Here is a 24,745-nt window from a genome sequence, read left to right as displayed (position 1 = left end):
ACCATTCAGCGTCTCACGTCCGATCGGTTGACTGGACCCATGACCGAACACGTCACCACACTCGTCCTCGGCGGCACCGGCAAGACCGGACGGCGGGTCGCGCGGCGGCTCACCGAGCGCGGCATACCGACCCGGATCGGCTCCCGCGCCGGCACGCCGCCCTTCGACTGGACCGACCGGGACACCTGGAAGCCGGCGCTCGACGGCATCGACGCGGTCTACCTCGCGTACCAGCCGGACCTGGCCGCGCCGGGGGCGGTCGGGACGGTCGGGGACCTCGCCCGCCTCGCCGCCGACCACGGCGTCCGGCGGCTGGTGCTGCTCTCCGGGCGCGGCGAGCCGGAGGCGGCCGAGGCCGAGCGGGCCGTCGCGGCGAGCGGCGTTGACTGCACCGTGCTGCGGGCCAGCTGGTTCGCCCAGAACTTCAGCGAGGGTTACCTGGCGGAGCCGGTGCGGGCCGGGTTCGTCGCGCTGCCCGTGGGTGACGTGCCGGAGCCCTTCGTCGACGCCGACGACATCGCCGAGGTCGCCGTCGCCGCCCTCACCGAGCCGGGGCACGCCGGCGCGACCTACGAGCTGACCGGCCCCCGGCTGCTGACCTTCGCCGAGGCGGTCGCCGAGATCGCCACCGCCGCCGGCCGGCCCGTGCGCTTCGTCCCGGTCAGCAGCTCCGCGTACGCGACCGAGCTGACCGCCGCGGGCGTCTCGACGGAGGAGGTGGCGCTGCTGACGTACCTGTTCACCGAGGTCCTCGACGGCCGCAACGCCCGGCTGGCCGACGGCGTCCAGCGGGTCCTCGGCCGTCCGCCGCGCGACTTCCGGGGGTACGCGACGGAGGCGGCGGGGGCCTGGCGGCACTGAGCCGCCCACCGGGCTACGGTGGGGCCCGGTCGGGCGGAGGAGGCGGCGATGGTCCGGTGGGGCTGGTTCCGGGAAGCCGCCGGGCGGCTGCGGCAGGGCTGGCTACCGGTGGTCGAGACGACCCTGGCCGCCACCGTGGCGTGGATCCTGGCCGCCCGGCTGGTCGGGCACCCGCAGCCGTTCTTCGCCCCCGCCGCCGCGCTGATCGTGCTCGGCCAGGCCCGGGGCCAGCGGGTCCGCCGGGCGGTCGAGGTGGTGCTCGGGGTCGCCGCCGGCGTGCTCGTCGCCGACCTGGTGGTGCAGGCGCTCGGGCCGCGCACCACCTGGACGGTGTTCACGGTCATCCTGCTCACCATCGCCCTGGCGGTGGCGATCGGGGCGAGCACGGTCTCCGTGGTGCAGGCCGCGGTCTCCGCCCTCTATCTGGTGGTGGTCTCGCCACCGACCGAGTCGCTGGTGCCGTTCCGGTTCGTCGACGCGCTGATCGGCGGCGCGGTGGCGGTCGTGGCCAGTCAGCTGATCGACGCCCGGCGGCCGCTCGCCCCGCTGGTCGCCGAGTTCCGGCGCACCTTCGACGGGATGGCCGAGGTGCTGGAGGAGGTCGGCGCCGCTCTCGACGACCGGGACGAGGCGGGCGCGCTGGCCGCCCTGGACCGGGCCCGTCAGCTCGACGCCGGGGTGGAGCGGCTGCGTACCGCCGCGCTCGCCGCCGACGAGGCGGTCCGCCTCAACGTCCGGCGACGCCGGCACATCGGCCGGCTGCGCACGGTCGACGCCACGGTGGGCCAGCTCGACTACGCGGTGCGCAACGTGCGGGTCCTCGCCCGGGCCGGCGTGACGTTCAACCGGTTGCCCACCCCGGTGCCGCCCGAGCTGGGCGCGGCCCTGCGCGGCCTGGCCGAGGCGGTCCGGGCGGCCGGCGAGGCGCTCGCCGCCGACCTCGACGGCGCGGAGGAGGCCGGCGACCGGCACGCCGCGCGCGCCGACGCCGCCGCCCTGGAGGCGGTACGCGTCGCCGGGCGGCTCTTCACCCCCGGCCAGACCCTCCCGCTGGCCATGATCGTCGGTCAGGTCCGGGCCACCGCCATCGACCTGCTGCGGGGCGTACGGGCCGACGACGACGCCGCCGTGCTGGCCCGGGTCGACGAGGCGCTCGGCCTGCCCGCGCTCTGACCAGCATGTGGTAAGGAGCGCATCCGGCTTGTAGTCGTGCCGAATCCGGTGTGTGATCGACTGCGGAACGTCGTACCCGCGGAAGGACCGCACCGCGTGAGCCCACTCGTCACCGCGCAGCGCCCCGCCGTGCCCCAGCGGGTGCTGGCCGCCCGCACCGGCGTCGCGGTGGTCTTCGCCCTCAACGGCCTCGCCGTGGCGACCTGGTTCTCGCGGGTCCCCGCGGTCCGCGAGGCGCTCGGGCTCAGCGCCGGCCGGCTCGGCCTGCTGCTGCTGGCCATGTCTGCTGGCGCGGTGCTGGCCCTGACCACCGCCGGGCTGGTGACCCAGCGCCTCGGCGCGGCCCGCACGGTGGTGCTGTCCACCGTGCTGCTGGCGGTCGGGCTGACCGGGGTGGGGGTGGCCGCGGGGGTCGCCGGTTCGCTGCCCGGCGTGGCGGTGGGCCTGTTCGCCCTCGGCTACGGCTCCGGCACCTGCGACGTGGCGATGAACGTCGAGGGCGCCGCCGTCGAGAAGCGGCTGGGGCGCACCGTCATGCCGCGGTTCCACGCCGCCTGGAGCCTCGGCTCGGTGGCCGGCGCGGGGATCGGCGCCGGGGCCGCCCGTGCCGGGGTGCCGATCGGCGCGCACCTGGCGGTGCTGGCGGCGGTCGTGCTCGGCGGCACGCTGCTCGCCGCCCGCGCATTCCTGCCCGCCCAGCCGAGCACGGACACCTCCGCCACCCGGCGCGGTGGCCTCCTCGCCGCCTGGCGGGAGCCGCGCACCCTGCTCATCGGCCTGCTGGTGCTGATCATGGCGTTCGCCGAGGGCAGCGCCAACGACTGGCTCGCGGTCGCCTTCGTCGACGGGTACGGGACGAGCGAGGCCGTCGGCGCCGCCGTCTTCGGTGTCTTCGTCACCGGCATGACGATCGGGCGCACCGTCGGCACCGTCGCCCTCGACCGCTGGGGGCGGGTGCCCGTCCTGTTCGCCACCATCCTGCTCGCCGCCTTCGGCGCGGCGGTGGCGGTGCTGGCCGGCTCCGGGCCGGTCGCCGTCGCCGGGGTGGCGCTCTGGGGGCTCGGCGCCTCGCTGGGCTTCCCGGTGGGGATGAGCGCCGCCGCCGACGAGGAGAACCGGGCGCCGGCGCGGGTCAGCGTGGTCGCGGTGCTCGGCTACACGGCGTTCCTGGCCGGGCCGCCGCTGCTCGGCCTGCTCGGCGACCGGGTCGGCACCCTGCACGCGCTGCTGGTGGTGCCGGTGCTGCTGCTGCCCACGCTGGCGTTGGTGCCGGTGACCCGGCCCCCGGCCGGTGCCGGCGGGCGGATCACTCCAGTGCAACCAAGTTAGCAGCGACCGGTCGGCACCGGTATCGGGTGCGCGGCCGACTGCGCCGCTCACCGGCGCTGGCTAGGGTCGCCGGATGCCTATCGAAGAGATCACCGCGGCCGCCGCGGGCAGCTGGACCCTGGGCGACCGCACCGTCCGCCGGATGGGATTCGGCTCGATGCGGATCACCCCCGACCCGGACCCCGACCGGGCGGTCCGGGTGCTGCGCCGCGCCGTCGAGCTGGGCGTCGACCACATCGACACCGCCGCCTTCTACGTCTCGCCCGGCGGCACCCTGAACGTCGGCACCGGCCCCGCCCGGTACGCCACCGAGCTGATCCGCGCCGCGCTCGCCCCGTACCCGGACGACCTGGTGATCGCCACCAAGGTCGGCTTCGGGTACGACCCGGCGACCGGCCTGCGCGAGGAGGCCACGCCGGCCCAGCTGCGCGCCCAGGTGGAGCAGAACCTGCGCCGGCTCGGCCGCGACCACCTCGACGTGGTGAACCTGCGGATCGTGAAGCGGCCCGGGCGGGACTCGGTCACGGAGTCCTTCGGCGCGCTGGCCGAGCTGCGCGACGCCGGGCTGATCCGGCACCTCGGCCTGTCCAACGTCCGCCTCGACCACCTCGACGAGGCGCAGGCCATCGCCCCGGTGGTCTGCGTGCAGAACAACTACGCGATCGACAACCGGGGCGACCAGGACGCCCTGCTGCGCGAGTGCGGCGCGCGTGGGGTGGCGTACGTGCCGTTCTTCGCCCTCGCCGGCGCCCGGCGGGAGGCCGGCGCGGCGGCCGACCACGACGCCGCCGTCCAGGCGGTCGCGCTGGCCCACGGCGTCACCCCGCACCAGGTGCGCCTCGCCTGGACCCTGCACCAGGGGCCGCACGTGCTGGCCATCCCCGGCACCGGCGATGTGGCGCATCTGGTGCAGAACGTCGCAGCCGGCGCGCTGCGGCTCTCCGCCGAGGAGCTGACCGCGCTCGGCTGAGCACGTACCGTCAGCTTTCTGTCACCGTCCTCGCAGCCGACTGCCAGGCGCGGGTGCTCCACTGGAGGAACGCCGAGGAGAGGAGCGGGCAGATGGGCTGGTTCAGCCGGCGGTCCCGGACCGCCACCCACACCCCGACGAAGCTCGACCGGGAGGCCACCCCCGAGGACCTGGCCGCGTTGGCGCAGTTCGTGACGAGCCGGCACGGCGTGGAGTTCTACCTGGAGCCGGAGACCACCGCCACCGACACCACCGTGGTGGCGATCGCCCACGACGGGGAGTGGATCCGCCGCCGGACCGGCTCGCCGCGGGCCGCGGCGAAGCTGGCCGACCGGCACGCCGTGCCGCTCTACGAGGCGGCGAAGACCGGCTACCCGGAGCGGATGCGCGCCTGGAACCGGGCCCACCCGGAACGCCGGATGCGCTGACCGCCGCACCCCTCGACGGCGGCGCGGGCCTCGTCGAGGGTCACCGGGTCGGCGTGGCCGGCCCGGATCTCCCGGGCGTGGCCCGGGCTGTGCCCGGCGTCGACCAGCACGGCGCCGCGCTCGTCGGTGATCAGCGCCACGCCGGGCCGGACATTGTCCCGGTCGGGATCGCCCGGGCACCGCCAGACCCGTCCGGCGAACCGGTGGAACGCCAGTTCCGCGATGGCCGGGTCCTTTCCCGATCGACCGTCGACTTTGCCCCGTCGGGGTCGATCGTAGGCGCCCGGCCCTCGGCCGGCCGCCCCGCCGGCGCCGCTGACCGGGCATACCTCCCCGCGCCGTCCCCTTGCTCTGCTGCCGCCCACGCAACAGCGAAGCGCTCCCAGTGTTGCCTCGGCGGCAGCAGGGCGAAGGGGGTGCGGCATCGAGGGTGGACATTGTCCGAACCGGGGGAAGAGTCGAACTTGATCGCCGGGCTTCGATGGATGGCCGCGCCCCGCGCGGCCCGGGGTGGCGTTGACCCGGCGCCGCGGGGTGTGGCAGCATTCGCGGCCTGACGGCAGTGAAGGAAGCCGGTGCGATTCCGGCGCGGTCCCGCCACTGTCACCGGGGAGCGATCCCCCCTCGCGAGTCACGGCCGTGTTCCTGCGGTTGGAAGGCCGGGGGAGAGCGTCGATCCGGAAGCCAGGATACTTCGGCCGTCGGAGTGACCCCAGGGCGTGGACACCCGAGGAGGACCCGATGACGCGCAGCGTCCCCACCGTCGACGAGATCCGTCGTACCCGCTCCGGGCGCGGTGACGCCCCCCTGCCCGGCCGTGCCGTCGCACCGGCCGCCCGCCCGGCCGGCTCCCGCGCCCGCGGCTCGCGTTCCGCCCGCTTCGCCGTTCACCGCTGACCCCCGCGCCGCGCCGCCCGCCGGTCGAGCGCCGGTGATCCGCCCGGCGGCCCGTCGTACCCGCTGAACCGCGCCCGCCCCCTCGCCTCGCCCGACCGTCCCCGCGCCGGTCCGGGTGTCACTCTCCGGAGCCGTCCGTGCGCATCCTGCTGCTCTCCACCGCCGACACCGACCTGCTCGCCGCCCGTGCCAGCGGCGCCGACTACCGGCTGGCCAACCCCGCCCGGGTCGCCGCCGACGCCGTGCCGGCGTTGCTCGACGGGGTGGACCTCGCCGTCGTACGCCTGCTCGGCGGCCGGCAGGCCTGGCCGGACGGGCTCGCCGCCCTGCTCGCCGCCGGCGTGCCCACCGTGGTGCTCGGCGGCGAGGCGGTGCCCGACGCGGAGCTGACGGCCGCCTCCACGGTGGCCGCCGGGGTGGCCACCGAAGCGCTGTCCTACCTGGTCGAAGGCGGCCCGGCGAACCTGGCCGAGCTGGCCCGGTTCCTCTCCGACACGGTGCTGCTCACCGGCGAGGGCTTCGACCCGCCCGCCCCCACCCTGGCGTACGGCGTGCACGGCGACCGGGCCGCCGCGGTGTCGACGACGGCCGGAGCGGCCACGGCGGGCCGCCCCACCGTCGGGATCGTCTTCTACCGGGCGCACGCCCTCGCCGGGAACACCGACTTCGTCGACGTGCTCGCCGACGCGGTCGAGGCGGCCGGCGGCGACCCGCTGCCGATCTTCTGCGGCTCGCTGCGCGGGCTCACCCCCGGCGACGGGCCGCTCGACCTCTTCGCCCGCTGCGACGCCCTGGTCGTCACCGTGCTCGCCGCCGGCGGCACCGTCGCCGCCGACGCCTCCGGCGGGGGCGACGAGGACGCCTGGGACGTGGGTGCGCTCGCCGCCCTCGACGTGCCGATCGTCCAGGCGCTCTGCCTCACCAGCACCCGGGAGCAGTGGGCCGGCAGCGACGCCGGACTCTCCCCGTTGGACGCCGCGATGCAGGTGGCCATCCCCGAGTTCGACGGGCGGATCGTCACCGTGCCGTTCTCGTTCAAGCGGGTCGACGCCGACGGGCTCTCGGTCTACGCCGCCGACCCGGAGCGGGCCGCCCGGGTGGCCGGCATCGCCGTACGCCAGGCCCGGCTGCGGCACGTGCGCAACGCCGACAAGCGGCTCGCCGTCGTACTCAGCTCCTACCCGACGAAGCACTCCCGGGTCGGCAACGCGGTCGGCCTGGACACCCCCGCCTCGGCGGTCCGGCTGCTCGCCGCCCTCGCCGACGCCGGCTACGACCTGGGCGACGGGCCGGTCCCCACCGACGGGGACGCGCTGATCCACGCGCTGATCGCCGCCGGCGGGCACGACGTCGAGTGGCTCACCCCCGACCAGCTCGCCGCCGCCGAGGCGCGGATACCCGGGCAGACCTACCGGCGCTGGTTCGCGCGGGTGCCGGCCGAGCTGCGGAACCGGATGCGCACCCACTGGGGCGAGCCGCCCGGCGAGTTGTACACCGACGGCGGCGACCTCGTCCTGGCCGGGCTGCGCTTCGGCAACGTGGTGCTGATGATCCAGCCGCCGCGCGGCTTCGGCGAGAACCCGATCGCCATCTACCACGACCCCGACCTGCCGCCCAGCCACCACTACCTGGCCGCGTACCGCTGGCTGGCCGCGCCGGCGGCCGACGGCGGCCTCGGCGCGGACGCGGTGGTGCACCTCGGCAAGCACGGCACCCTGGAATGGCTGCCCGGCAAGGGCCTCGGCCTCGCCGCCGGCTGCGCCCCCGACGCCGTCCTCGGCGACCTGCCGCTGGTCTACCCGTTCATCGTCAACGACCCCGGCGAGGGCACCCAGGCCAAGCGGCGCGCACACGCCGTCGTCGTCGACCACCTCGTCCCGCCGATGGCCCGCGCCGAGACGTACGGCGACCTGGCCAGGCTGGAACAACTCCTCGACGAGTACGCCACCGTCCAGGCGCTCGACCCGGCCAAGGCGCCCACCGTGCGGGCGCAGATCTGGGACCTCGTCCGGGCCGCCGAACTGCACCACGACCTGCACACCGAGGACATGCCGGCCGCCGACGACTTCGACGACTTCGTGCTGCACCTCGACGGGTACCTCTGCGAGGTCAAGGACGTGCAGATCCGCGACGGGCTGCACATCCTCGCCGAGGCGCCCACCGGCGAGGCCCGGGTCAACCTCGTCCTCGCCGTGCTGCGCGCCCCCCAGGTGTGGGGCGGCACCCGCGCCCTGCCCGGCCTGCGCCAGGCGCTCGCCGCAGCGTACGGGCTGGACGAGCAGGACCTGCTCGCCGCGCCGGGACGGCGGATCGACGTGCCGGAGCCGCTGACCGAGGCGGCCGACGGGCCGGCCGCCACCGCCGCCGACGCCGTCGACCTGATCGAGGCCCTGGCCCGCCGGCTGGTCATCGGCATGGAGACCCTCGGCTGGGACGCCGACAAGGTCGACGCGGTGGTCGAGGAGGTCACCGGCCGGCCGATCGGCGACGCCGCCGACGTGCTGCGCTTCGCCGCCCGCGAGGTGGTGCCCCGGCTGTCGCGCACCACCGACGAGATCGACCGGGTGCTCGGCGCGCTCGACGGCCGGTTCGTGCCGCCCGGCCCCTCCGGCTCACCCACCCGCGGCCTGGTCAACGTGCTGCCCACCGGCCGCAACTTCTACTCCGTCGACCCCAAGGCCATCCCGTCCCGCAACGCCTGGGACGTCGGGGTGGCCCTGGCGGACTCGCTGCTCGCCCGGCACCTCGCCGACACCGGCGCGTACCCCCGCTCGGTGGGGCTCACCGTCTGGGGCACCAGCGCCATGCGCACCCAGGGCGACGACATCGCCGAGGTCCTCGCGCTGCTCGGCTGCCGGCCCACCTGGGACGACCGGTCCCGTCGGGTCACCGGCGTCGAGGTGGTGCCGCCGGCGGAACTGGGCCGCCCCCGGGTGGACGTCACCGTCCGCATCTCCGGCTTCTTCCGGGATGCCTTCCCGCACGTCGTCGCCCTCCTCGACGACGCGGTGCGCCGGGTCGCCGCCCTCGATGAGCCGGCCGAGAGCAACTACGTCCGGGCCCACGTGGCCGCCGACCTCGCCGAGCACGGCGACGAGCGGCGGGCCACCGCCCGGATCTTCGGCTCCAAACCGGGGGCGTACGGGGCGGGGCTGCTGCCGCTGATCGACGCCCGGAACTGGCGCACCGACGCCGACCTCGCCGAGGTGTACGCCGTCTGGGGCGGCTACGCCTACGGCCGCGGCCTCGACGGGCGGGAGGCGCGCGCCGACATGGAACGCTCCTTCGCCCGCATCGCCGTCGCCGTCAAGAACCAGGACACCCGCGAGCACGACATCGTCGACTCCGACGACTACTTCCAGTACCACGGCGGGATGGTGGCGATGGTCCGCCACCTCAGCGGCGCCGCGCCGGCCGCGTACGTGGGCGACTCGGCGATGCCGCACGACGTGCGCACCCGCACCCTCGGCGAGGAGACCCGGCGGGTGTTCCGCGCCCGGGTGGTCAACCCGAAGTGGATCGCCGCGATGCGCCGGCACGGCTACAAGGGCGCGTTCGAGCTGGCCGCCACCGTGGACTACCTGTTCGGCTACGACGCCACCGCCGGTGTGGTCGACGACTGGATGTACGAGCACCTGGCCGCCGCGTACGTCTTCGAGGAGACCACCCGGGAGTTCCTGGAGGAGTCCAACCCGTGGGCGCTGCGCGGCATCACCGAGCGACTGCTGGAAGCCGCCGACCGGGGCCTGTGGGCCGCGCCCGAGCCGGCCACCCTCGACCGGCTCCGCGAGACGTACCTGGCCAGCGAGGGCGACCTGGAGGACCGGCAGTGAGCGCGAGGAGTGAGCCGGGTTTGCGAGCCCCGCAGTCGCGATCGCAGGAGGCGCAGTGAGCGCGAGGAGTGAGCCGGGTTTGCGAGCCCCGCAGTCGCGATCGCAGGAGGCGCAGTGAGCGCGTACCCGTTCAGCGCGGTGCTCGGCATGGACGACATGCGCCTGGCCCTGCTGCTCAACGCCGTCTCCCCGGCCATCGGCGGGGTGCTGGTGCGCGGCGAGAAGGGCACCGCCAAGTCCACCGCCGTCCGGGCGCTCGCCGCGCTGCTGCCCCCGGTCGACCGGGTCCCCGGCTGCCGCTTCGCCTGCGACCCGGTCGCGGCCGACCCCGCCTGCCCGGACGGGCCGCACCCGGCCGAGCCGGTGGCCGAGCGCCGCCCGGCCCGCCTGGTCGAACTGCCGGTCGGCGCCGCCGAGGACCGGGTGGTCGGCTCGCTCGACCTGGAGAAGGCCCTCGGCGAGGGGGTACGCGCCTTCGAGCCGGGCCTGCTCGCCGCCGCCCACCGGGGCGTGCTCTACGTCGACGAGGTGAACCTGCTCCACGACCACCTGGTCGACCTGCTGCTCGACGCCGCCGCGATGGGCCGCTGCCACGTCGAGCGGGAGGGCGTCTCGGTCAGTCACGCCGCCCGGTTCCTGCTGGTCGGCACGATGAACCCGGAGGAGGGGGAGCTGCGCCCGCAGCTGCTCGACCGGTTCGGGCTCACCGTCACCGTCGGTGCCAGCCGCGACCCGGCCGTCCGCGTCGAGGTGGTCCGCCGCCGGCTCGCCGCCGACGCCGACCCGGTCGCTTTCGCCGCCCGGTGGGCCGACGCCGACGCCGAGGTCGCCCGGCGGGTCGCCGCCGCCCGGCGGTGGCTGGACCGGGTGCTGCTGCCCGACGCCGCGCTGCGCCAGATCGCCGAGGTGTGCGCCGCGTTCGACGTGGACGGGATGCGCGCCGACATCGTCACCGCCCGCACCGCGATCGCGCACGCCGCCTGGCAGGGCCGGGACCGGGTGGGCGCCGAGGACGTCCGGGTCGCCGCCCGACTGGCGCTGCCGCACCGGCGCCGCCGCGACCCGTTCGACAGCCCCGGCCTGGACGAGAAGCGCCTGGACGAGGCGTTGCGGCGGGCCCAGGACGAGCACCCCGACGACGACCCGCCCGGCAGCGACGGCCCCGGCGACGGCGGCGGCCCCGACGGCGGTCCGGGCGGCCCCGGCGCGGGTCCCGGTCGCCCCGGGACCGGTCCGGACGGTCCCCGTGGCCCCGGGACCGGTCCGGACGGTCCCGGTGACGGTCGGGCCGGTGGCTCCGGGGACGACGGCGGGACCGGGCATCCGACGGGACGCTCCCACGGACTCGGTGACCACGATCCTGACGCTGGCGCGCCCGAGCCCGGCGCCGCCGCCGACGGCCGGCCCACCGACGGGAGCCACCCCGCCGGCGACGACAGCCGGACCGACCACCCGGGTGGCGGCTCCACCGGGGAGCCCGACGGCCGGCCGGGTGGCCGGCGTCCCGCCGGCGGTGACGGGTCGACCGGGTCGGTGGCCGCGCCGCACGGCGGGCTGAAGGCCCGGCTGCTCACCGCGCCCGGGATCGGCGACGGCGTGCCGGGGCGGCGCTCCCGCGCCCGGACGGGGCGGGGCCGGACCACCGGCGCCCGGGTGCCGGCCGGCCGGCCCGGCGCGCTGCACCTGCCGGCGACGCTGCGGGCCGCCGCCCCGCACCAGATGGGCCGGGGCTGGCGCGGCGGCCCGCTGCTGCTGCGCCCGGACGACCTGCGCGAGGCGGTCCGCGAGGGACGCGAGGGCAACCTCGTGCTGTTCGTGGTCGACGCCAGCGGGTCGATGGGCGCCCGGCAGCGGATGTCCGCCGTCAAGGACGCGGTGCTCGCCCTGCTCACCGACGCCTACCAGCGCCGGGACAAGGTCGCCGTGATCGCCTTCCGGGGCGCCGGCACGCGCACCCTGCTGCCGGCCACCTCCTCGGTGCTGGCCGCCTCGACCCGGCTGGCCGAGCTGCCCACCGGCGGGCGCACCCCGCTGGCGGAGGGGCTGCTCGCGGCCGCCGAGCTGCTGCGGGTGGAGCGGCTGCGCGACCCGAAGCGCCGCCCCCTGGTGCTGGTCGTCACCGACGGCCGGGCCACCGCCGGGGACCGGCCGCTCGACCGGGCGGCCCGCGCCGCGGCGGTACTCGCCGCCACCGGCGCGCCCAGCGTGGTCGTCGACTGCGAGTCCGGCCCGGTCCGGCTCGGCCTGGCCCGCCGTCTCGCCGCCCAGCTCGACGCGGAGCACCACCGGCTCGACGCGGTCGCCACCAACCCCCTCCTCCAGCTCGCCACCCACCCGGCCGCGGTCGGACCCGCGACCACGACCAGAAGGAGCGCCTGATGCCGCAGGGGAAGCCGTCCATGGTGCCCGCCGACGGGCTGACCACCCGGCAGCGCCGCCGCCGGCCGCTGCTGGTCGTACACACCGGACAGATGAAGGGCAAGTCGACCGCCGCGTTCGGGCTGGCGCTGCGGGCCTGGACCGCCGGGCTGCCCATCGGGGTGTTCCAGTTCGTCAAGAGCGCCAAGTGGCGGGTCGGCGAGGAAAATGCCTTCCGCGCCCTCGGCGAGGTGCACGAACGCACCGGCCAGGGCGCCCCGGTGGCCTGGCACAAGATGGGCGAGGGCTGGTCCTGGATCCAGCGCGGCGGCGAGGCCGACCACGCCGCCGACGCCCTGGAGGGCTGGCGGCAGATCCAGCGCGACCTGGCCGCCGAACGCTACGGGCTGTACGTGCTCGACGAGTTCACCTACCCGATGAAATGGGGCTGGGTCGACGTCGACGAGATCGTCGACACCCTCGCCGCGCGCCCCGGCTTCCAGCACGTGGTGATCACCGGCCGGGACGCCGACCCGCGCCTGGTCGCCGCCGCCGACCTGGTCGCCGAGCTGACCAAGGTCAAGCACCCGATGGACGCGGGCCAGAAGGGCCAGCAGGGCATCGAATGGTGAGCGCGGACGCGCCGTGGGCGCTGCCCCGGCTGGTCGTCGCCGCCCCGGCCAGCGGGCATGGCAAGACCACCCTGGCCACCGGGCTGCTCGCCGCGCTGCGCCGACGCGGCCTGGCCGTCAGCCCGCACAAGGTCGGCCCCGACTACATCGACCCCGGCTACCACGCCCTCGCCGCCGGCCGGCCCGGCCGCAACCTCGACCCCTGGCTGGTCGGCGAGGAGCGGATCGTGCCGCTGCTGCGGCACGGGGCGAGTGTCCCCACCCCCGCCGACGTGGCGGTCGTCGAGGGCGTGATGGGGCTGCACGACGGCGCGGTCGGCCACCGGTCGTACGCCTCCACCGCGCACGTCGCCCGGCTGATCGCGGCGCCCGTGCTGCTGGTCCTCGACACCACCGCGCAGGGCCGCTCGGCCGCCGCGCTGGTGCTCGGCATGCGCGCCTTCGACCCGGGCGTGCGCATCGGCGGGGTGGTGCTCAACCGGGTCGGCTCGCCTCGGCACGAGACCCTGCTGCGCGACGCCCTCGCCGAGGTGGGCGTGCCGGTGCTGGGGGCGGTCACCCGGGCCGCCGAGGTGACCGCGCCGTCGCGGCACCTCGGGCTGGTGCCGGTCGCCGAACGGGCCCCCGAGTCCCTGGCGGTCGTCGACGCCCTCGCGGAACTGGTCGGGTCCACCGTGGACCTCGACGCGGTGCTCGCCCTGGCCCGTACCGCCCCGCCGCTGACCGTCCCGGCCTGGGACCCGGCCGTCGCCGTCGGTGGTCCCGCCGGTGGGGACCGCCCGGTCGTCGCGGTCGCCGGCGGCCCGGCCTTCACCTTCTCGTACGCCGAGACCACCGAACTGCTTGCCGCGGCCGGCGCCGCCGTGGTCCGCTTCGACCCGCTGCGCGACCCCGCCCTGCCCGCCGGCGCCCGCGCCGTCGTCGTCGGCGGCGGCTTCCCCGAGGTGCACGTCGAGGCCCTCGCCGCCAACTCGTCGCTCCGCGCCGAACTGGCCGACTTCGAGGGACCGGTCGTCGCCGAGTGCGCCGGCCTGCTCTACCTCGGGCGCTCCCTCGACGGGGTGCCGATGTGCGGGCGGCTCGACCACACCGCCCGGATGAGCGGCCGGCTCACCCTCGGCTACCGCGCGGCCGTCGCCGCCGCCGACTCCCCGCCGCACCGGGCCGGCGAGCCGGTACGCGGCCACGAGTTCCACCGCACCACCACCGACCCCGGCCACGGGGACCGGCCGGCGTGGCGCTGGGACGGCGGCCGGCACGGCTTCGTCGACGGCCGGGTGCACGCCTCCTACCTGCACACCCACTGGGCCGCCCACCCGTCGGCCGCCCGCCGTTTGGTCGAGGCGGCCGGCCGGTGAGCGCGCCGACGGTGACCGGGGTGGGCGTCGGGCCGGGCGACCCGGAACTGCTCACCCTCAAGGCGGTGCGGGTGCTGCGCGAGGCCGACCTGGTGGTCGTACCGGTGCTGGACCGGCTGGCCGCCGACGGCGCCGCGCCCCCGGGTCGGGCGGAGACCACCGTGCGCGCGCACGTCACGCCGCGGCGGCTGCGGCGGCTGCCGTTCGCCCTGGACGACCGGGGCGGGGTCACCGCCCGCCGGGAGCGGGCCTGGGACGCCGCCGCCCGGGCCGTGGTGGCCGCCCTCGACGGCGGCGCCCGGTCGATCGCCTTCGCCACCATCGGCGACCCGAACGTCTACTCCACCTTCGGCTACCTGGCGCAGAGCGTCCGCGCGCTGCGCCCCGCCGTCGAGGTGCGCACCGTGCCCGGGGTCACCGCCATGCAGGAGCTGGCCGCGCGCAGCGGCGTGCCGCTCTGCGAGGGCCGCGAACCGCTGACCCTGCTGCCGGCCACCGCCGGGCTGGCGCCGGTCGCCGACGCGCTGGCCGGCCCGGGCACCGTCGTCGTCTACAAGGGCTGGCGGCGGCACCCCGAGCTGGTCGACGAACTGCGCCGGCACGACCGGCTCCCGGACGCCGTGCTCGGCCGCTCCCTCGGCCTGTCCGGGGAGCGGATCGGGCCGGTCGACGCCACCGCCGACGACCTGCCGTACCTGTCGACACTGCTGGTCCCGGCCCGTCGGGACCGCCGGGGAGGGAAACTGTGACGACCAACGGAAAGGTCTGGTTCGTCGGGGCCGGACCCGGCGCGGCCGACCTGCTCACCCTGCGCGCCGCCCGGGTGATCGGCGCCGCCGACGTGGTGATCTGGGCGGCCAGCCTGGTGCACGCCGACGTCCTCGCCCACGCCCGCGCCGACGCCGAGATCGTCGACTCGTCGCAGCTGCCGATCGAGGGGGTGCTGCCGCTCTACCGGCGGGCCGCCGCCGAGGGGCTGACCGTGGCCCGGATCCACTCCGGCGACCCCGCGCTCTGGGGCGCGGTGCAGGAACAGCTCGACCTCTGCCGGGCGCTCGACCTGGCCGTGGAGATCGTGCCCGGGGTGTCCTCGTTCACCGCCGTGGCGGCCATCGTCGGCCGGGAGCTGACCATCCCCGAGGTGGCCCAGTCGGTGATCCTCACCCGGCTCGAAGGCGGCAGGACGCCGATGCCGCCGGGGGAGCGGGTCCGCGACTTCGCCCGCCACGGCACCACGATGGCGCTGTTCCTCTCCGCCGCCCGCTCCGGGCAGGCGCAGGCCGAGCTGCTCGCGGGCGGCTACCCGCCGGACACCCCGGTCGTGGTGGCGTACCAGGCGACCTGGCCGGACGAGTTGGTGGTGCGCTGCGCGCTGGGCGACCTGGAGGCCACCGTCAAGGAACACCGGCTCTGGAAGCACACCCTCTTCCTGGTCGGCCCGGCGCTCGCCGCCACCGGCACCCGCTCGCACCTCTACCACCCCGGGCACTTCCACACCTTCCGCCGGGCCGAGCCGGCCGCCCGCGCCGAGCTGCGCCGCGCCCGCGCCGCTGGTGAGGCGACCGGGTCGGGGGACGGGCGCCGGGGATGACGTACGCCGAGCCGCCGCTGCGCGAGCCGGACCTGCCGCGTACCGCGAAGGTCCGGCCCACCGCGCTGCGCACCGGCTGGACCACCGGCGCCTGCGCGACGGCGGCGGCGAAGGCCGCGGTGACCGCGCTGGTCACCGGCGTGCCCGAGCCGGAGGTCGAGATCGGGCTGCCCGGCGGCCGGCGGGTGCGCTTCCCGGTCGCCCGGTGCGACCTCACCCCGGCGCCCGAGGCGCGCGCCGAGGCGGTGGTGGTCAAGGACGCCGGCGACGACCCCGACGTCACCCACGGCGCGCACCTCACCGCCACCGTCGGCTGGCGCTCCCGGCCCGGCCTGGACCTCGACGGCGGCCCCGGCGTCGGCACCGTCACCAAGCCCGGGCTCGGCCTCGCCGTCGGCGGCCCGGCGATCAACGAGACCCCCCGCCGGATGATCGGCCAGGCCGTGGCCGAGGTGGTCGACCTGACCGAGGTGGGCGTCCGGGTGGTGATCAGCGTGCCGGGTGGCGAGGTGATGGCCCGCAAGACCACCAACCGGCGGCTCGGCATCCTCGGCGGCATCTCCATCCTCGGCACCACCGGGATCGTCCGGCCCTTCTCCACCGCCTCCTGGCGGGCCAGCGTGGTGCAGGCGGTGCACGTGATGGCCGCCCAGGGCGAGTCGACCGTGGTGCTCTGCACCGGGGGGCGCACCGAGCGGGCCGCCCGGGAGTTGCTGCCGGAGCTGCCCGAGGTGTGCTTCGTCGAGGTCGGCGACTTCACCGGCGCGGCGGTCACCGCCGCCGTCGGCGACGGGATGACCGGGGTGGTCTTCGTCGGAATGGCCGGCAAGCTGGCCAAGCTCGCCGCCGGCATCCTGATGACCCACTACACCCGCTCCAAGGTGGACCTGTCGCTGCTCGGCGCGGTCACCGCCGAGGCCGGCGGCGACGCCGACCTGGTCGCGGCGGTCACCGCGGCGAACACCGGGCGGCACGCGTACGAGTTGTGGGAGGCCGCCGGCCTGCTCGGCCCCGCCGGGGACCTGCTCTGCCACCGGGTCCGCCAGGTGCTGCTCCGCTTCGCCGGGCGGGCGGTGAGCGTCGACGTGGCCATGGTCGACTTCGCCGGCTCCCGGGTCGTCGCCTCCTCGGGCCGGTGGGCGGCGTGACCGCCCCACGCTCGCGGGACGGTGACCTGGTCACTCACGGTGATGGCGTTCTGCGGCGGCCCACCAGCGACCGATATGACTCCCAGTCATGTTCATGCCTCAGCGGCATGTCGCGCACCGAAGACATGTCCGCCGTGGCGCCGGTGACCGTGGTGGGGATCGACGCCGCCGGTCGGCCGGCGCACCCCAGGCTGGCCGAGGCGCTGTCCGTGGCCGGGCTGGTGGTCGGGGCGGCCCGACACCTCGCCGCCGTGCCGGTGCCGCCCGGCTGCCCGACCGTGACCCTCGGGCCGCTCACCCCCGCCCTGGAGCGGCTCCGCGCCGCCGTCGCCGCCAGCGAGCCTGCCGTCGTGCTGGCCAGTGGCGATCCCGGCTTCTTCGGCATCGTCCGGCGGCTGCGGGCGGCCGGGCTGCCGCTGTGGGTGCTGCCCGCGGTCTCCAGCGTGGCTGCCGCGTTCGCCCGCGCCGGACTGCCCTGGGACGGCGCGGCGGTGGTGACCGCACACGGGCGCGACCCGCGGCCGGCGCTCAACGCCTGCCGCGCGCTGCCCGCCGTCGTGGTGCTCACCGCGCCCGGCGCCGGGGCGGCCGAGCTCGGGGCGGGCCTGGTCGGCTGGTCCCGCCGGCTCATGGTGGCCGAGCACCTGGGCACGCCCGACGAGCGGGTCACCTGGACCAGCCCGGAGGAGGCGGCGGGTCGCCCCTGGGAAGACCCCCACGTCCTGCTCAGCCTCGCCCCGCCCGCGGCCGGGGTGGACCGGGCCGCCGGAGGCGGGACGGGCCCGATGCGGGCGGACAACCAGCCGGCCGCCGCGCCGCCCGACGGCTGGGCGCTGCCCGAGTCCGCGTACGCCCACCGGAACTCAATGATCACCAAGGCGGAGGTACGGGCCCTGGTGGTGGCCCGCCTGCGCCCTCGGCTCGGCCGGCTGGTCTGGGACGTCGGCGCCGGCAGCGGCTCCGTGGGCATCGAGTGCGCGCTGCTCGGCGCGGCCGTGATCGCGGTGGAACGCGACCCGGAGGCACCGGTCCGGGCCAACGCCGCCCGGCACGGCGTCGACGTCCGGCTGGTGACCGGCCGTGCTCCCGAGGCGCTGTGCGGGTTGCCCGACCCGGACGCCGTCTTCGTCGGCGGCGGCGGGACCGACGTGCTCGCCGCGGTGGCCGCCCGCCGGCCGGACCGGGTGGTGGTCACCCTCGCCGCGCTGGACCGGGTCGCCCCCGCCGTGCACCTGCTGCGCGACGCCGGCTACGCGGTGGAGGGGAGCCAGCTCGCCGCCGCCCGGCTGGCCGACCTGCCCGGCGGTTCGCTGCGCCTGGCCGCCACCAACCCCGTGGTCGTGCTCACCGGGGAGCGCCGGTGACCAGACCACCCATCCACCACACCGGACCCTCACGGGGAGCGCACGTGCACCAGACCGCACCCGACACCGCACCGACCAGAGCCGCCACCGGGCCCGGCTCGGGCGGCACCGCGCCCGACCCGGCCGCCACCGTGCCGGCCCGGACCAGCCCCGCCACCGTCGGGCTCGTCGCCGCCACCGCCGCCGGTCGGCGGCACGCCCGTACCCTCGCCGACGCCTGGCCGCGTGCCCGGCAGGTGCCGGGGGAGACGGTCGCCGACGCGCTGCGGACCGCCTGGGCGGAGTGCGACGCGGTGGTGGCGTTCCTGGCCACCGGGGCGGTGGTCCGGATCCTCGCGCCGCTGCTCGCCGACAAGCGCACCGACCCGGCCGTGGTGGTCGTCGACGAGGCGGCCCGGCACGCGGTCGCCCTGCTCGGCGGGCACGCCGGGGGCGCCAACGCGCTCGCCGCCGAGGTGGCCGCGCTGCTCGACGCGCGGCCGGTGGTCACCACCGCCACCGACGCGGTCGGCCTGCCCGGCCTGGACACCCTCGGCTGGCCGGTCGAGGGGGCGGTGGCCGCGGTCTCCCGGGCGGTCCTCGACGGCGAGCCGGTCCGCCTCGACGCCGACGCCACCTGGCCGCTGCCGGCGCTGCCCGACAACGTGCGCACCGACGCGCCGGACGCCGGCTACCGGCTGCTGGTCACCGACCGGGTGGTGCCGCTGGACGGGCGGACCGCCGTGCTGCGGCCGCCGTCCCTGGTCGCCGGGATCGGCTCCAGCCGGGGCGTGACCGCCGCCGAGGTGGCCGGGCTGCTGCACCGGGCGCTCGCCGACGCCGGGCTGGCCCCGGCCAGCCTGCGCTGCCTGGCCAGCGTGGACCTCAAGGCCGACGAGGCGGGCATCGTGGACACCGCCCGCGCCCTCGGCGTACCCCTGCAGACCTGGCCGGCGGCGGAGCTGGCCGCCGTCGACGTGCCGCACCCCAGCGAGGTGGTCCGCGCCGCCGTCGGCACCCCCAGCGTCGCGGAGGCCGCGGCGCTGCGCGGCGGCGACGCCACCCTGCTGGTGCCGAAGACCGCCTCGGCGATGGCGACGGTCGCCGTCGCCCGGCACGCCCCGCGCGGCCGGCTGGCGATCGTCGGGCTCGGCCCCGGCGCGCCCGACCTGCGCACCCCGCGCGCGGTGGCCGAGCTGCGCCGGGCCGCCGTGGTCGTCGGCCTCGACCAGTACGTCGCGCAGGTCCGCGACCTGCTCCGGCCGGGCACCCGGGTGCTCGCCAGCGGGCTCGGCGCGGAGGAGGAACGGGCCCGCGCCGCCGTCGCCGAGGCCATCGCCGGCCACGCGGTCGCGCTCATCGGCTCCGGCGACGCCGGGGTGTACGCGATGGCCAGCCCCGCCCTGGAGTACGCCGACGCGCGCATCGACGTGGTGGGCGTGCCCGGGGTGACCGCCGGGCTGGCCGCCTCGGCGCTGCTCGGCGCGCCGCTCGGGCACGACCACGTCTACCTGAGCCTGTCCGACCTGCACACCCCCTGGGAGGTCATCGCGGGGCGGATCACCGCCGCCGCCGAGGGGGACCTCGTCACGCTGCTGTACAACCCGCGCAGCCGGGCCCGGGACTGGCAGCTCGGCGCGGCGCTGGCGCTGCTCGCCGCCCACCGCCCGCCGGACACCCCGGTCGGCGTGGTGCGCAACGCCAGCCGGGACGGCGAGCGGGTGCACCTGGCCACCCTGGCCACCCTCGACCCGGCGGCGGTCGACATGTACAGCGTGGTGGTCGTCGGCAGCACGCAGACCCGGCTGGTCGCCGGCCGGATGGTCACGCCCCGGGGGTACCGGTGGCGGCGGTGACCATCGGCGCCTGCCAGGGCTGCGGCGCCTGCCTGCTCACCTGCCCGACGCACGCGATCCGGCCGACGCCCGGCGGCCTCACCGTCCGCGACGACCGCTGCACCGGCTGCCTGGAGTGCCTGGAGATCTGCCCGGTGGACGCCATCCGCGCCACCGCCGAACCCGGAGGAGAGCGATGACTTCGACCCCGACCGCCGCCCCGCCCATCGGCCGGTGGAGCCGCGCCGAGCGGGTACGCCTCGGCGGCGTGGTGGCCGCCGTCGCCGCCCTGCACGTCGCCGGGTGGAGCCTCTACCTGTACTGGAGCGACCAGCCGGCGGCGGCCGGCGGACTGGCTGGCGCGGGCGCCCTGGCCTACCTGCTCGGCGTGCGGCACGCCTTCGACGCCGACCACATCGCCGCCATCGACGACACCACCCGGCTGATGCTGCTGCGCGGCCGCCGGGCGGTCGGCGTCGGCTTCTTCTTCGCCCTCGGGCACAGCGCGGTGGTGCTGCTGCTCGCCCTGGTGATCGGGCTCGCCTCGGCCACCATGACCGACCGGGGCCTCGCCGGGGTCCGCGAGGTCGGCGCGGTGGTCGCCGCGGCCACCGCCACCGCGTTCCTGCTGCTGGTGGCGGTGCTCAACGCGGCGGTGCTGGCCGGGTTGGCGAAGCTGTGGCGCCGGCTGCGCGCCGGTGCGCTGGACGAGTCCGAACTGGACCTGCTGCTGCTCAACCGGGGGCTGGTGTACCGGATCCTCGGCTCGCGGGCCCGGTCGCTGGTGCGTTCCTCCTGGCACATGGCCCCGGTCGGCTTCCTCTTCGGCCTGGGCCTGGAGACGGCCAGCGAGGTGACCCTGCTGTCGCTGTCGGCGAGCACCGCCGCCGGCGGCGGCCTGCCGGTGCTGGCCCTGCTCACCCTGCCGCTGCTCTTCGCCGCCGGGATGTCCGCCATGGACACCGCCGACAGCCTGCTGATGGCCCGCGCCTACTCGTGGGCGTACCGGCACCCGGCCCGGCGGCTCTGGTACAACCTGGCCACCACCGGCATGACCGTGCTGGTCGGCGGGCTGGTCGCCAGCGTCTACCTGGCCAGCCTGCTCGTCGACCACCTCGGCGTGAGCGCCCTGTCCGGGTACGCCGCGCTCGGCGACCACTTCGAACAGCTCGGCTACGCGGTGGTGGTGCTCTTCGTGCTGGCCTGGGGCGGTGCGGTGGCGCTGTGGAAGCTGCGCGGCCACGACCGGCGCTACGGCGGCGCGTCCGAGGGCCGGTCGTGACCCGGGTCGTGCACCCCATCGAGCGGGAGTCGTACCGGATCCTGCGGGAACGGGTCGACCTGCGGCACCTGCCCCCGCTGACCCGGGCGGTCACCGAGCGGGTGGTGCACGCCAGCGCCGACCTGGCCTACGTCGCCGACCTGGTCTGCGACGAGGCGGCGCTGGACGCCGCGCTGGCCGCGCTGCGCGCCGGCGCGCCGATCGTGACCGACGTCTGGATGGTCGCCGCCGGGATCACCCGGGCCGGCCGGGAGATCGTCTGCCCGGTCGCCGAGCCGGCCGCCGCCGACCTGGCCCGCGACACCGGCCTGACCCGCTCGGCGGCGGCGGTGCGGATCGCCCTGGACCGGGTCGGGCCGGGCGCGGTCTGGGTGGTCGGCTGCGCGCCGACCGCGCTGGCGGAACTGATCACCCTCGACGCGGCGCCCGCCCTGGTCGTCGGGTTGCCGGTCGGCTTCGTCGGCGCCGCCGAGAGCAAGGCGGCGCTGCGGGCCAGCGGCCTGCCCGCCGTGTCCAACGTCGGCGAGAAGGGCGGCTCGGCGGTCGCCGCCGCCGCCCTCAACGCCCTGCTGTACCAGGAGGAGGCGCCATGACCGCGCTGGTCATCGTCGGACACGGCACGCGCAGCGCGGCCGGGGTCGACCAGTTCACCGCGCTCGTCGACCGGGTCCGCCGCCGGGCCACCGGCGGTGTCGGCGACGTCGAGGGCGGCTTCATCGAGCTGTCCCGCCCGCCGCTTACCGACGCGGTCGCCGCGCTGGCCGACCGGGGGCACCGGTCGCTGGTGGCGCTGCCCCTGGTGCTCACCGCCGCCGGGCACGGCAAGGGCGACATCCCGGCCGCGATGGCCCGCGAGCAGGCCCGCCACCCCGGCCTGACCTACCGCTACGGCCGCCCGCTCGGGCCGCACCCGCTGCTGCACGCCGCCCTGGCGGAGCGGATCGACGCCGCCCTCGCCGGGGACGACCGGGCCGGCACCTGGGTGGCGTTGATCGGCCGGGGCTCCACCGACCCGGACGCCAACGCCGAGGTGGCCAAGGTCGCCCGGCTGCTGTGGGAGGGACGCGGCTACGCCGGGGTCGAACCGGGCTTCGTCTCCCTGGCGGAACCGTCCGTGCCGGCGGTGCTGGAGCGGCTGCGCCGGCTCGGCGCCCGGCGGATCGTGGTCGCGCCGTACTTCCTCTTCGCCGGGGTGCTGCCGGACCGGATCGTCGCCCGGTCGGCCGAGTTCGCCGCCGCCCATCCCGACCTGGACGTGCGGGTGGCCGACCTGATCGGCGACTGCGACGCGCTGGCCGACCTGGTCCTGGAGCGGCACGCCGAGGCGCTGCGCGGGGACATCCGGATGAACTGCGACACCTGCGCGTACCGGGTGCTGATGCCCGGTTTCGCCGACAAGGTGGGCCGGCCGCAGACCCCGCACGACCACCCCGACGACCCGGTGGGCGGCCACGGCCACCACCACCATCACCACGGCCGTCACCACGGTCAGGACCCCGGCCTGCGTCCGGGGCAGGTCGCTGTGGTGGGCGGCGGGCCCGGCCCCGACGACCTGATCACCGTACGGGGCAGGGCGCTGCTGGACGCCGCGGACGTGGTGGTGGCCGATCGGCTGGCCCCGCGTGGCCTGCTCGCCGGGCTGCGTCCCGGGGTGCTGGTGGTGGACGCGGCGAAGGTGCCGCGCGGGCCGTCGATGGGGCAGGACACCATCCACGACACCCTGATCACGCACGCCCGGGCCGGCCGGCGGGTGGTCCGGCTCAAGGGCGGTGACCCGTACGTCTTCGGCCGGGGCCACGAGGAGGTCCAGGCCTGCGCGGCGGCCGGCGTGGAGACCGTGCTGGTGCCCGGGGTGAGCAGCGCGGTCGCCGCGCCGGCCCTGGCGGGCGTGCCGGTCACCCACCGGGGGGTCGCCCACGAGTTCACCGTCGCCTCCGGCCACCTGCCGCCCGGGCACCCGGACTCACTGGTGGACTGGGCGGCGCTGGGCCGCGCCCGGGGCACCCTGGTGCTGCTGATGGCGGTCGACACCGTCCAGAAGATCGCGGCGGTGCTGGTCGAGCACGGCCGTGCGGCCGACACCCCGGTCCTGGTCGTGCAGGACGCCGGCCAGCCGGGACAGCGGTCGCTGTCGTGCCGGCTGGACGAGGTCGGCGAGCTGGCGGCGAGGGAGGGCGTCCGGCCGCCGGCGGTCTTCGTGGTGGGCCCGGTGGTGGCCCTCGCCCCGGTCTCGGGCGTCCCCGCGGGCTGATTCGGTCCGCTACCGTTCCGGGTGGCCGCGCCGGCGGCCACGGGGAGGTTCCGGCATGGTCGCCGAGGTGGTCGCCCTGCGGTACTACGGGCGTTGCGGGACGGCACGGCGGATCCGGCGCTGACCGAGGTCACTGGCCGCATCCTGGCCGACGTGGAACGGCACGTCCCGTTCCACGTCGACCGGCTGCGGGCCGGCTTCGCCGACACGTCTGCCCCGGTACGGCTGGCGGTGGCCGCCGGGGTGTTCCGCCCGATCGTCGCCGACGTGTTCCGCCGGTGTCGGCTTTCTCCGAGCGCGGGCCCGTTCCCGCCCGCCGATCCGGCCTGCCAAGTCTGTCGCTGGTCGTGGTGCCCGCCCGGATTCGTCCGGAAACGCGGGTACGGCCGGTCACCGGCCCGGCAGCACAGGTCAGCCCGCCAGGGCCCGGGCCACCGCGTACCCGAGGGACGCGGCGGCCAGGCCGGCGGCCACGCTGACCAGCACGTTGGCCAGGGCGTGGCGCCGGGCGCCGGAGCGGGCCAGCCGCAGCGTCTCGTAGCCGAAGGTGGACCAGGTGGTCAGCGCGCCGCAGAAGCCGGTGCCGACCAGGGTGGTGACGGCCGGCCCGGCGGGGACGGCGAGCACCGCGCCGAGCAGCAGCGAACCGGCCACGTTGACGGTGAGCGTCCCCCAGGGGAAGACCGAGTCGTGCCGCGCCTGCACGACCCGGTCGGCCAGGTAGCGCAGCGGCGCGCCGAGCGCCGCGCCGACGGCGATGAGCAGGACGGTCACCGGGCGCTCCGGTCCAGCAGCCGGCCGGCCAGCGCGTCCCCGGCCCAGACCGCGAGCAGCCCGGCGACCAGCGTCGCCGCCAGGTACGCCAGCGCGGTCGGCGCGGCCCCGGCGGCGACCGCCCGTTGGGCGTCCACCACGTACGCGGAGAAGGTGGTGAACCCGCCGAGCACGCCGACGCCGAGGAACGGGCGGGCCAGCGGGGCGGCGTCGCGCCGGCCGAGCACCGCCATCAGCGCCCCGATCAGCAGGCACCCGGTCACGTTGACGCCGAAGGTCGCCCACGGGAAGCCGGTCGGCGGGTGCGGCAGGGCCGCCTGGATGCCGGCCCGGGCCAGCGCGCCGAGCACCCCGCCCGCGGCGACGGCGCCGAGCACGGCGGCCGGGTGCGCGGCCAGTTCGCTCCGGTCGGCGGGTACGCGCAGGTCGACGTCGGGGTCGATCCGCCGGGGTGCTGACACCTGACCTCCTACCGGCACCCGGACCACGGGCCGGGACCGCGGGCGTACCCGGCGCGGTTCTGCCGGTCGCGGCCGGGACGGCGGGCCGCACCGCCGGCGCCGCCCGCGAGCATATCCCCGCTCTGCCCCGGGGCCCGGCAGCCCGTCGCGGCCGCGCCGTGCGGCCCGGCGCAGGGCGGGCAGAGCTGATGGTAGAAGGCGTCCACCTCGCGGTAGCGCTG

At 77.1% G+C, this 24,745-nt stretch carries 21 protein-coding genes, 2 pseudogenes and 1 riboswitch; of the genes and pseudogenes, 19 read left to right on the top strand and 4 right to left on the bottom strand.

The features are described 5' to 3' along the window. Nucleotides 1-39: 39 nt before the first annotated feature. From AB0I41_RS22930 to AB0I41_RS22910, 5 genes are all read left to right on the top strand, one after another. Nucleotides 40-861 carry an NAD(P)H-binding protein gene (locus AB0I41_RS22930; RefSeq protein WP_357110977.1) on the top strand — a complete coding sequence of 274 codons (822 nt, stop codon included), beginning with the start codon at nucleotides 40-42 and terminating at the stop codon, nucleotides 859-861. Nucleotides 862-909: 48 nt separating this feature from the next. Further along, a complete protein-coding gene (locus AB0I41_RS22925) occupies nucleotides 910-2,034 on the top strand; it encodes an FUSC family protein (protein ID WP_357110974.1) in 1,125 nt (374 codons plus the stop codon). 96 nt (nucleotides 2,035-2,130) lie between these two features. Beyond that, nucleotides 2,131-3,363, top strand: a complete 1,233-nt coding sequence (locus AB0I41_RS22920) for an MFS transporter (RefSeq protein ID WP_357110971.1) — start codon at nucleotides 2,131-2,133, stop codon at nucleotides 3,361-3,363. 73 nt (nucleotides 3,364-3,436) lie between these two features. Further along, the gene (locus tag AB0I41_RS22915) at nucleotides 3,437-4,333 is read left to right on the top strand and encodes an aldo/keto reductase (protein WP_357110967.1); all 897 of its coding nucleotides are present in this window, start codon (nucleotides 3,437-3,439) and stop codon (nucleotides 4,331-4,333) included. A gap of 92 nt (nucleotides 4,334-4,425) precedes the next feature. Then, nucleotides 4,426-4,761 (top strand): hypothetical protein, encoded by a 336-nt coding sequence (locus tag AB0I41_RS22910; protein ID WP_357110964.1) that lies wholly within the window; start codon nucleotides 4,426-4,428, stop codon nucleotides 4,759-4,761. On the opposite strand, the gene AB0I41_RS22905 is transcribed toward AB0I41_RS22910, so the two are convergent. Next, nucleotides 4,704-4,901, bottom strand: coding sequence for a hypothetical protein (locus tag AB0I41_RS22905; RefSeq protein ID WP_357110961.1), 198 nt, complete (start codon nucleotides 4,899-4,901; stop codon nucleotides 4,704-4,706). The two genes, AB0I41_RS22910 and AB0I41_RS22905, sit on opposite strands and share 58 nt — an antisense overlap. Before the next feature lie 425 nt (nucleotides 4,902-5,326). After that, nucleotides 5,327-5,456: riboswitch (cobalamin riboswitch) on the top strand. 46 nt (nucleotides 5,457-5,502) lie between these two features. Here AB0I41_RS22905 and AB0I41_RS22900 point away from each other — a divergent pair. The 14 genes and pseudogenes from AB0I41_RS22900 to cobA all read left to right on the top strand — a co-directional run bounded on the left by AB0I41_RS22900 (nucleotide 5,503) and on the right by cobA (nucleotide 23,289). Then, nucleotides 5,503-5,658, top strand: coding sequence for a hypothetical protein (locus AB0I41_RS22900; protein ID WP_357110958.1), 156 nt, complete (start codon nucleotides 5,503-5,505; stop codon nucleotides 5,656-5,658). 137 nt (nucleotides 5,659-5,795) lie between these two features. Continuing rightward, complete coding sequence (cobN, locus tag AB0I41_RS22895; RefSeq protein ID WP_357110956.1) at nucleotides 5,796-9,491, top strand: cobaltochelatase subunit CobN; 3,696 nt, start codon at nucleotides 5,796-5,798, stop codon at nucleotides 9,489-9,491. A 55-nt stretch (nucleotides 9,492-9,546) separates the two neighbouring features. Further along, nucleotides 9,547-11,870: pseudogene (locus AB0I41_RS22890) on the top strand (VWA domain-containing protein). Next, nucleotides 11,870-12,481: a cob(I)yrinic acid a,c-diamide adenosyltransferase gene (cobO, locus tag AB0I41_RS22885; protein WP_357110953.1), complete on the top strand. Its 612-nt coding sequence runs from the start codon at nucleotides 11,870-11,872 to the stop codon at nucleotides 12,479-12,481. Before AB0I41_RS22890 ends, cobO begins: the two are co-directional and overlap by 1 nt. Further along, the gene (locus tag AB0I41_RS22880; protein WP_357110950.1) at nucleotides 12,475-13,839 is read left to right on the top strand and encodes a cobyrinate a,c-diamide synthase; all 1,365 of its coding nucleotides are present in this window, start codon (nucleotides 12,475-12,477) and stop codon (nucleotides 13,837-13,839) included. The genes cobO and AB0I41_RS22880 overlap by 7 nt, the downstream gene beginning before the upstream one ends. Continuing rightward, entirely contained in the window at nucleotides 13,836-14,588 is a 753-nt protein-coding gene (cobI, locus tag AB0I41_RS22875) for a precorrin-2 C(20)-methyltransferase (protein WP_357110947.1), read from the top strand. The genes AB0I41_RS22880 and cobI overlap by 4 nt, the downstream gene beginning before the upstream one ends. After that, on the top strand, nucleotides 14,585-15,430 hold the full coding sequence (gene cobM / locus AB0I41_RS22870) for a precorrin-4 C(11)-methyltransferase (protein WP_357110944.1): 846 nt from the start codon (nucleotides 14,585-14,587) through the stop codon (nucleotides 15,428-15,430). Before cobI ends, cobM begins: the two co-directional genes overlap by 4 nt. Then, a complete protein-coding gene (locus AB0I41_RS22865) occupies nucleotides 15,427-16,578 on the top strand; it encodes a cobalt-precorrin-5B (C(1))-methyltransferase (protein ID WP_357110942.1) in 1,152 nt (383 codons plus the stop codon). Before cobM ends, AB0I41_RS22865 begins: the two co-directional genes overlap by 4 nt. A 107-nt stretch (nucleotides 16,579-16,685) precedes the next feature. Then, on the top strand, nucleotides 16,686-17,942 hold the full coding sequence (gene cbiE, locus AB0I41_RS22860) for a precorrin-6y C5,15-methyltransferase (decarboxylating) subunit CbiE (protein WP_357110939.1): 1,257 nt from the start codon (nucleotides 16,686-16,688) through the stop codon (nucleotides 17,940-17,942). A 131-nt stretch (nucleotides 17,943-18,073) separates the two neighbouring features. Beyond that, nucleotides 18,074-19,777 carry a precorrin-3B C(17)-methyltransferase gene (gene cobJ / locus AB0I41_RS22855; protein ID WP_357111089.1) on the top strand — a complete coding sequence of 568 codons (1,704 nt, stop codon included), beginning with the start codon at nucleotides 18,074-18,076 and terminating at the stop codon, nucleotides 19,775-19,777. Continuing rightward, nucleotides 19,765-19,929, top strand: a pseudogene (locus AB0I41_RS22850) (4Fe-4S binding protein); the annotation flags it as partial. The gene cobJ and the pseudogene AB0I41_RS22850, both read left to right, overlap by 13 nt. 23 nt (nucleotides 19,930-19,952) lie before the next feature. Continuing rightward, on the top strand, nucleotides 19,953-21,038 hold the full coding sequence (locus AB0I41_RS22845) for a HoxN/HupN/NixA family nickel/cobalt transporter (RefSeq protein ID WP_357110937.1): 1,086 nt from the start codon (nucleotides 19,953-19,955) through the stop codon (nucleotides 21,036-21,038). Beyond that, nucleotides 21,035-21,631, top strand: a complete 597-nt coding sequence (locus AB0I41_RS22840; protein ID WP_357110934.1) for a precorrin-8X methylmutase — start codon at nucleotides 21,035-21,037, stop codon at nucleotides 21,629-21,631. Before AB0I41_RS22845 ends, AB0I41_RS22840 begins: the two co-directional genes overlap by 4 nt. After that, complete coding sequence (cobA, locus tag AB0I41_RS22835; protein ID WP_357110931.1) at nucleotides 21,628-23,289, top strand: uroporphyrinogen-III C-methyltransferase; 1,662 nt, start codon at nucleotides 21,628-21,630, stop codon at nucleotides 23,287-23,289. The genes AB0I41_RS22840 and cobA overlap by 4 nt, the downstream gene beginning before the upstream one ends. 411 nt (nucleotides 23,290-23,700) lie before the next feature. On the opposite strand, the gene crcB is transcribed toward cobA, so the two are convergent. The 3 genes from crcB to AB0I41_RS22820 form a co-directional block, all read right to left on the bottom strand. Further along, the gene (crcB, locus tag AB0I41_RS22830) at nucleotides 23,701-24,063 is read right to left on the bottom strand and encodes a fluoride efflux transporter CrcB (protein ID WP_357110929.1); all 363 of its coding nucleotides are present in this window, start codon (nucleotides 24,061-24,063) and stop codon (nucleotides 23,701-23,703) included. After that, nucleotides 24,060-24,524, bottom strand: coding sequence for a CrcB family protein (locus AB0I41_RS22825; protein WP_357110927.1), 465 nt, complete (start codon nucleotides 24,522-24,524; stop codon nucleotides 24,060-24,062). Before AB0I41_RS22825 ends, crcB begins: the two co-directional genes overlap by 4 nt. A gap of 8 nt (nucleotides 24,525-24,532) precedes the next feature. Beyond that, on the bottom strand, nucleotides 24,533-24,745 hold a 213-nt coding region (locus AB0I41_RS22820), incomplete at its 5' end, for a hypothetical protein (RefSeq protein WP_357110924.1).

Source organism: Micromonospora sp. NPDC050200, assembly GCF_040656135.1.
Taxonomy (GTDB): Bacteria; Actinomycetota; Actinomycetes; order Mycobacteriales; family Micromonosporaceae; genus Micromonospora.
The sequence above is the reverse complement of the archived record's forward strand: the minus strand, read 5'-3'. Positions and strand labels throughout refer to the sequence as shown.

Bases quoted from the DNA above. Each gene is read 5' to 3' on its own strand.
- AB0I41_RS22930 (WP_357110977.1), top strand. From the start codon at position 40: ATGACCGAACACGTCACCACACTCGTCCTCGGCGGCACCGGCAAGACC.
- AB0I41_RS22925 (WP_357110974.1), top strand. From the start codon at position 910: ATGGTCCGGTGGGGCTGGTTCCGGGAAGCCGCCGGGCGGCTGCGGCAG.
- AB0I41_RS22915 (WP_357110967.1), top strand. From the start codon at position 3,437: ATGCCTATCGAAGAGATCACCGCGGCCGCCGCGGGCAGCTGGACCCTG.
- AB0I41_RS22910 (WP_357110964.1), top strand. From the start codon at position 4,426: ATGGGCTGGTTCAGCCGGCGGTCCCGGACCGCCACCCACACCCCGACG.
- AB0I41_RS22900 (WP_357110958.1), top strand. From the start codon at position 5,503: ATGACGCGCAGCGTCCCCACCGTCGACGAGATCCGTCGTACCCGCTCC.
- cobO (WP_357110953.1), top strand. From the start codon at position 11,870: ATGCCGCAGGGGAAGCCGTCCATGGTGCCCGCCGACGGGCTGACCACC.
- AB0I41_RS22880 (WP_357110950.1), top strand. From the start codon at position 12,475: ATGGTGAGCGCGGACGCGCCGTGGGCGCTGCCCCGGCTGGTCGTCGCC.
- AB0I41_RS22865 (WP_357110942.1), top strand. From the start codon at position 15,427: ATGACGTACGCCGAGCCGCCGCTGCGCGAGCCGGACCTGCCGCGTACC.
- cbiE (WP_357110939.1), top strand. From the start codon at position 16,686: ATGTCGCGCACCGAAGACATGTCCGCCGTGGCGCCGGTGACCGTGGTG.
- AB0I41_RS22845 (WP_357110937.1), top strand. From the start codon at position 19,953: ATGACTTCGACCCCGACCGCCGCCCCGCCCATCGGCCGGTGGAGCCGC.
- cobA (WP_357110931.1), top strand. From the start codon at position 21,628: ATGACCGCGCTGGTCATCGTCGGACACGGCACGCGCAGCGCGGCCGGG.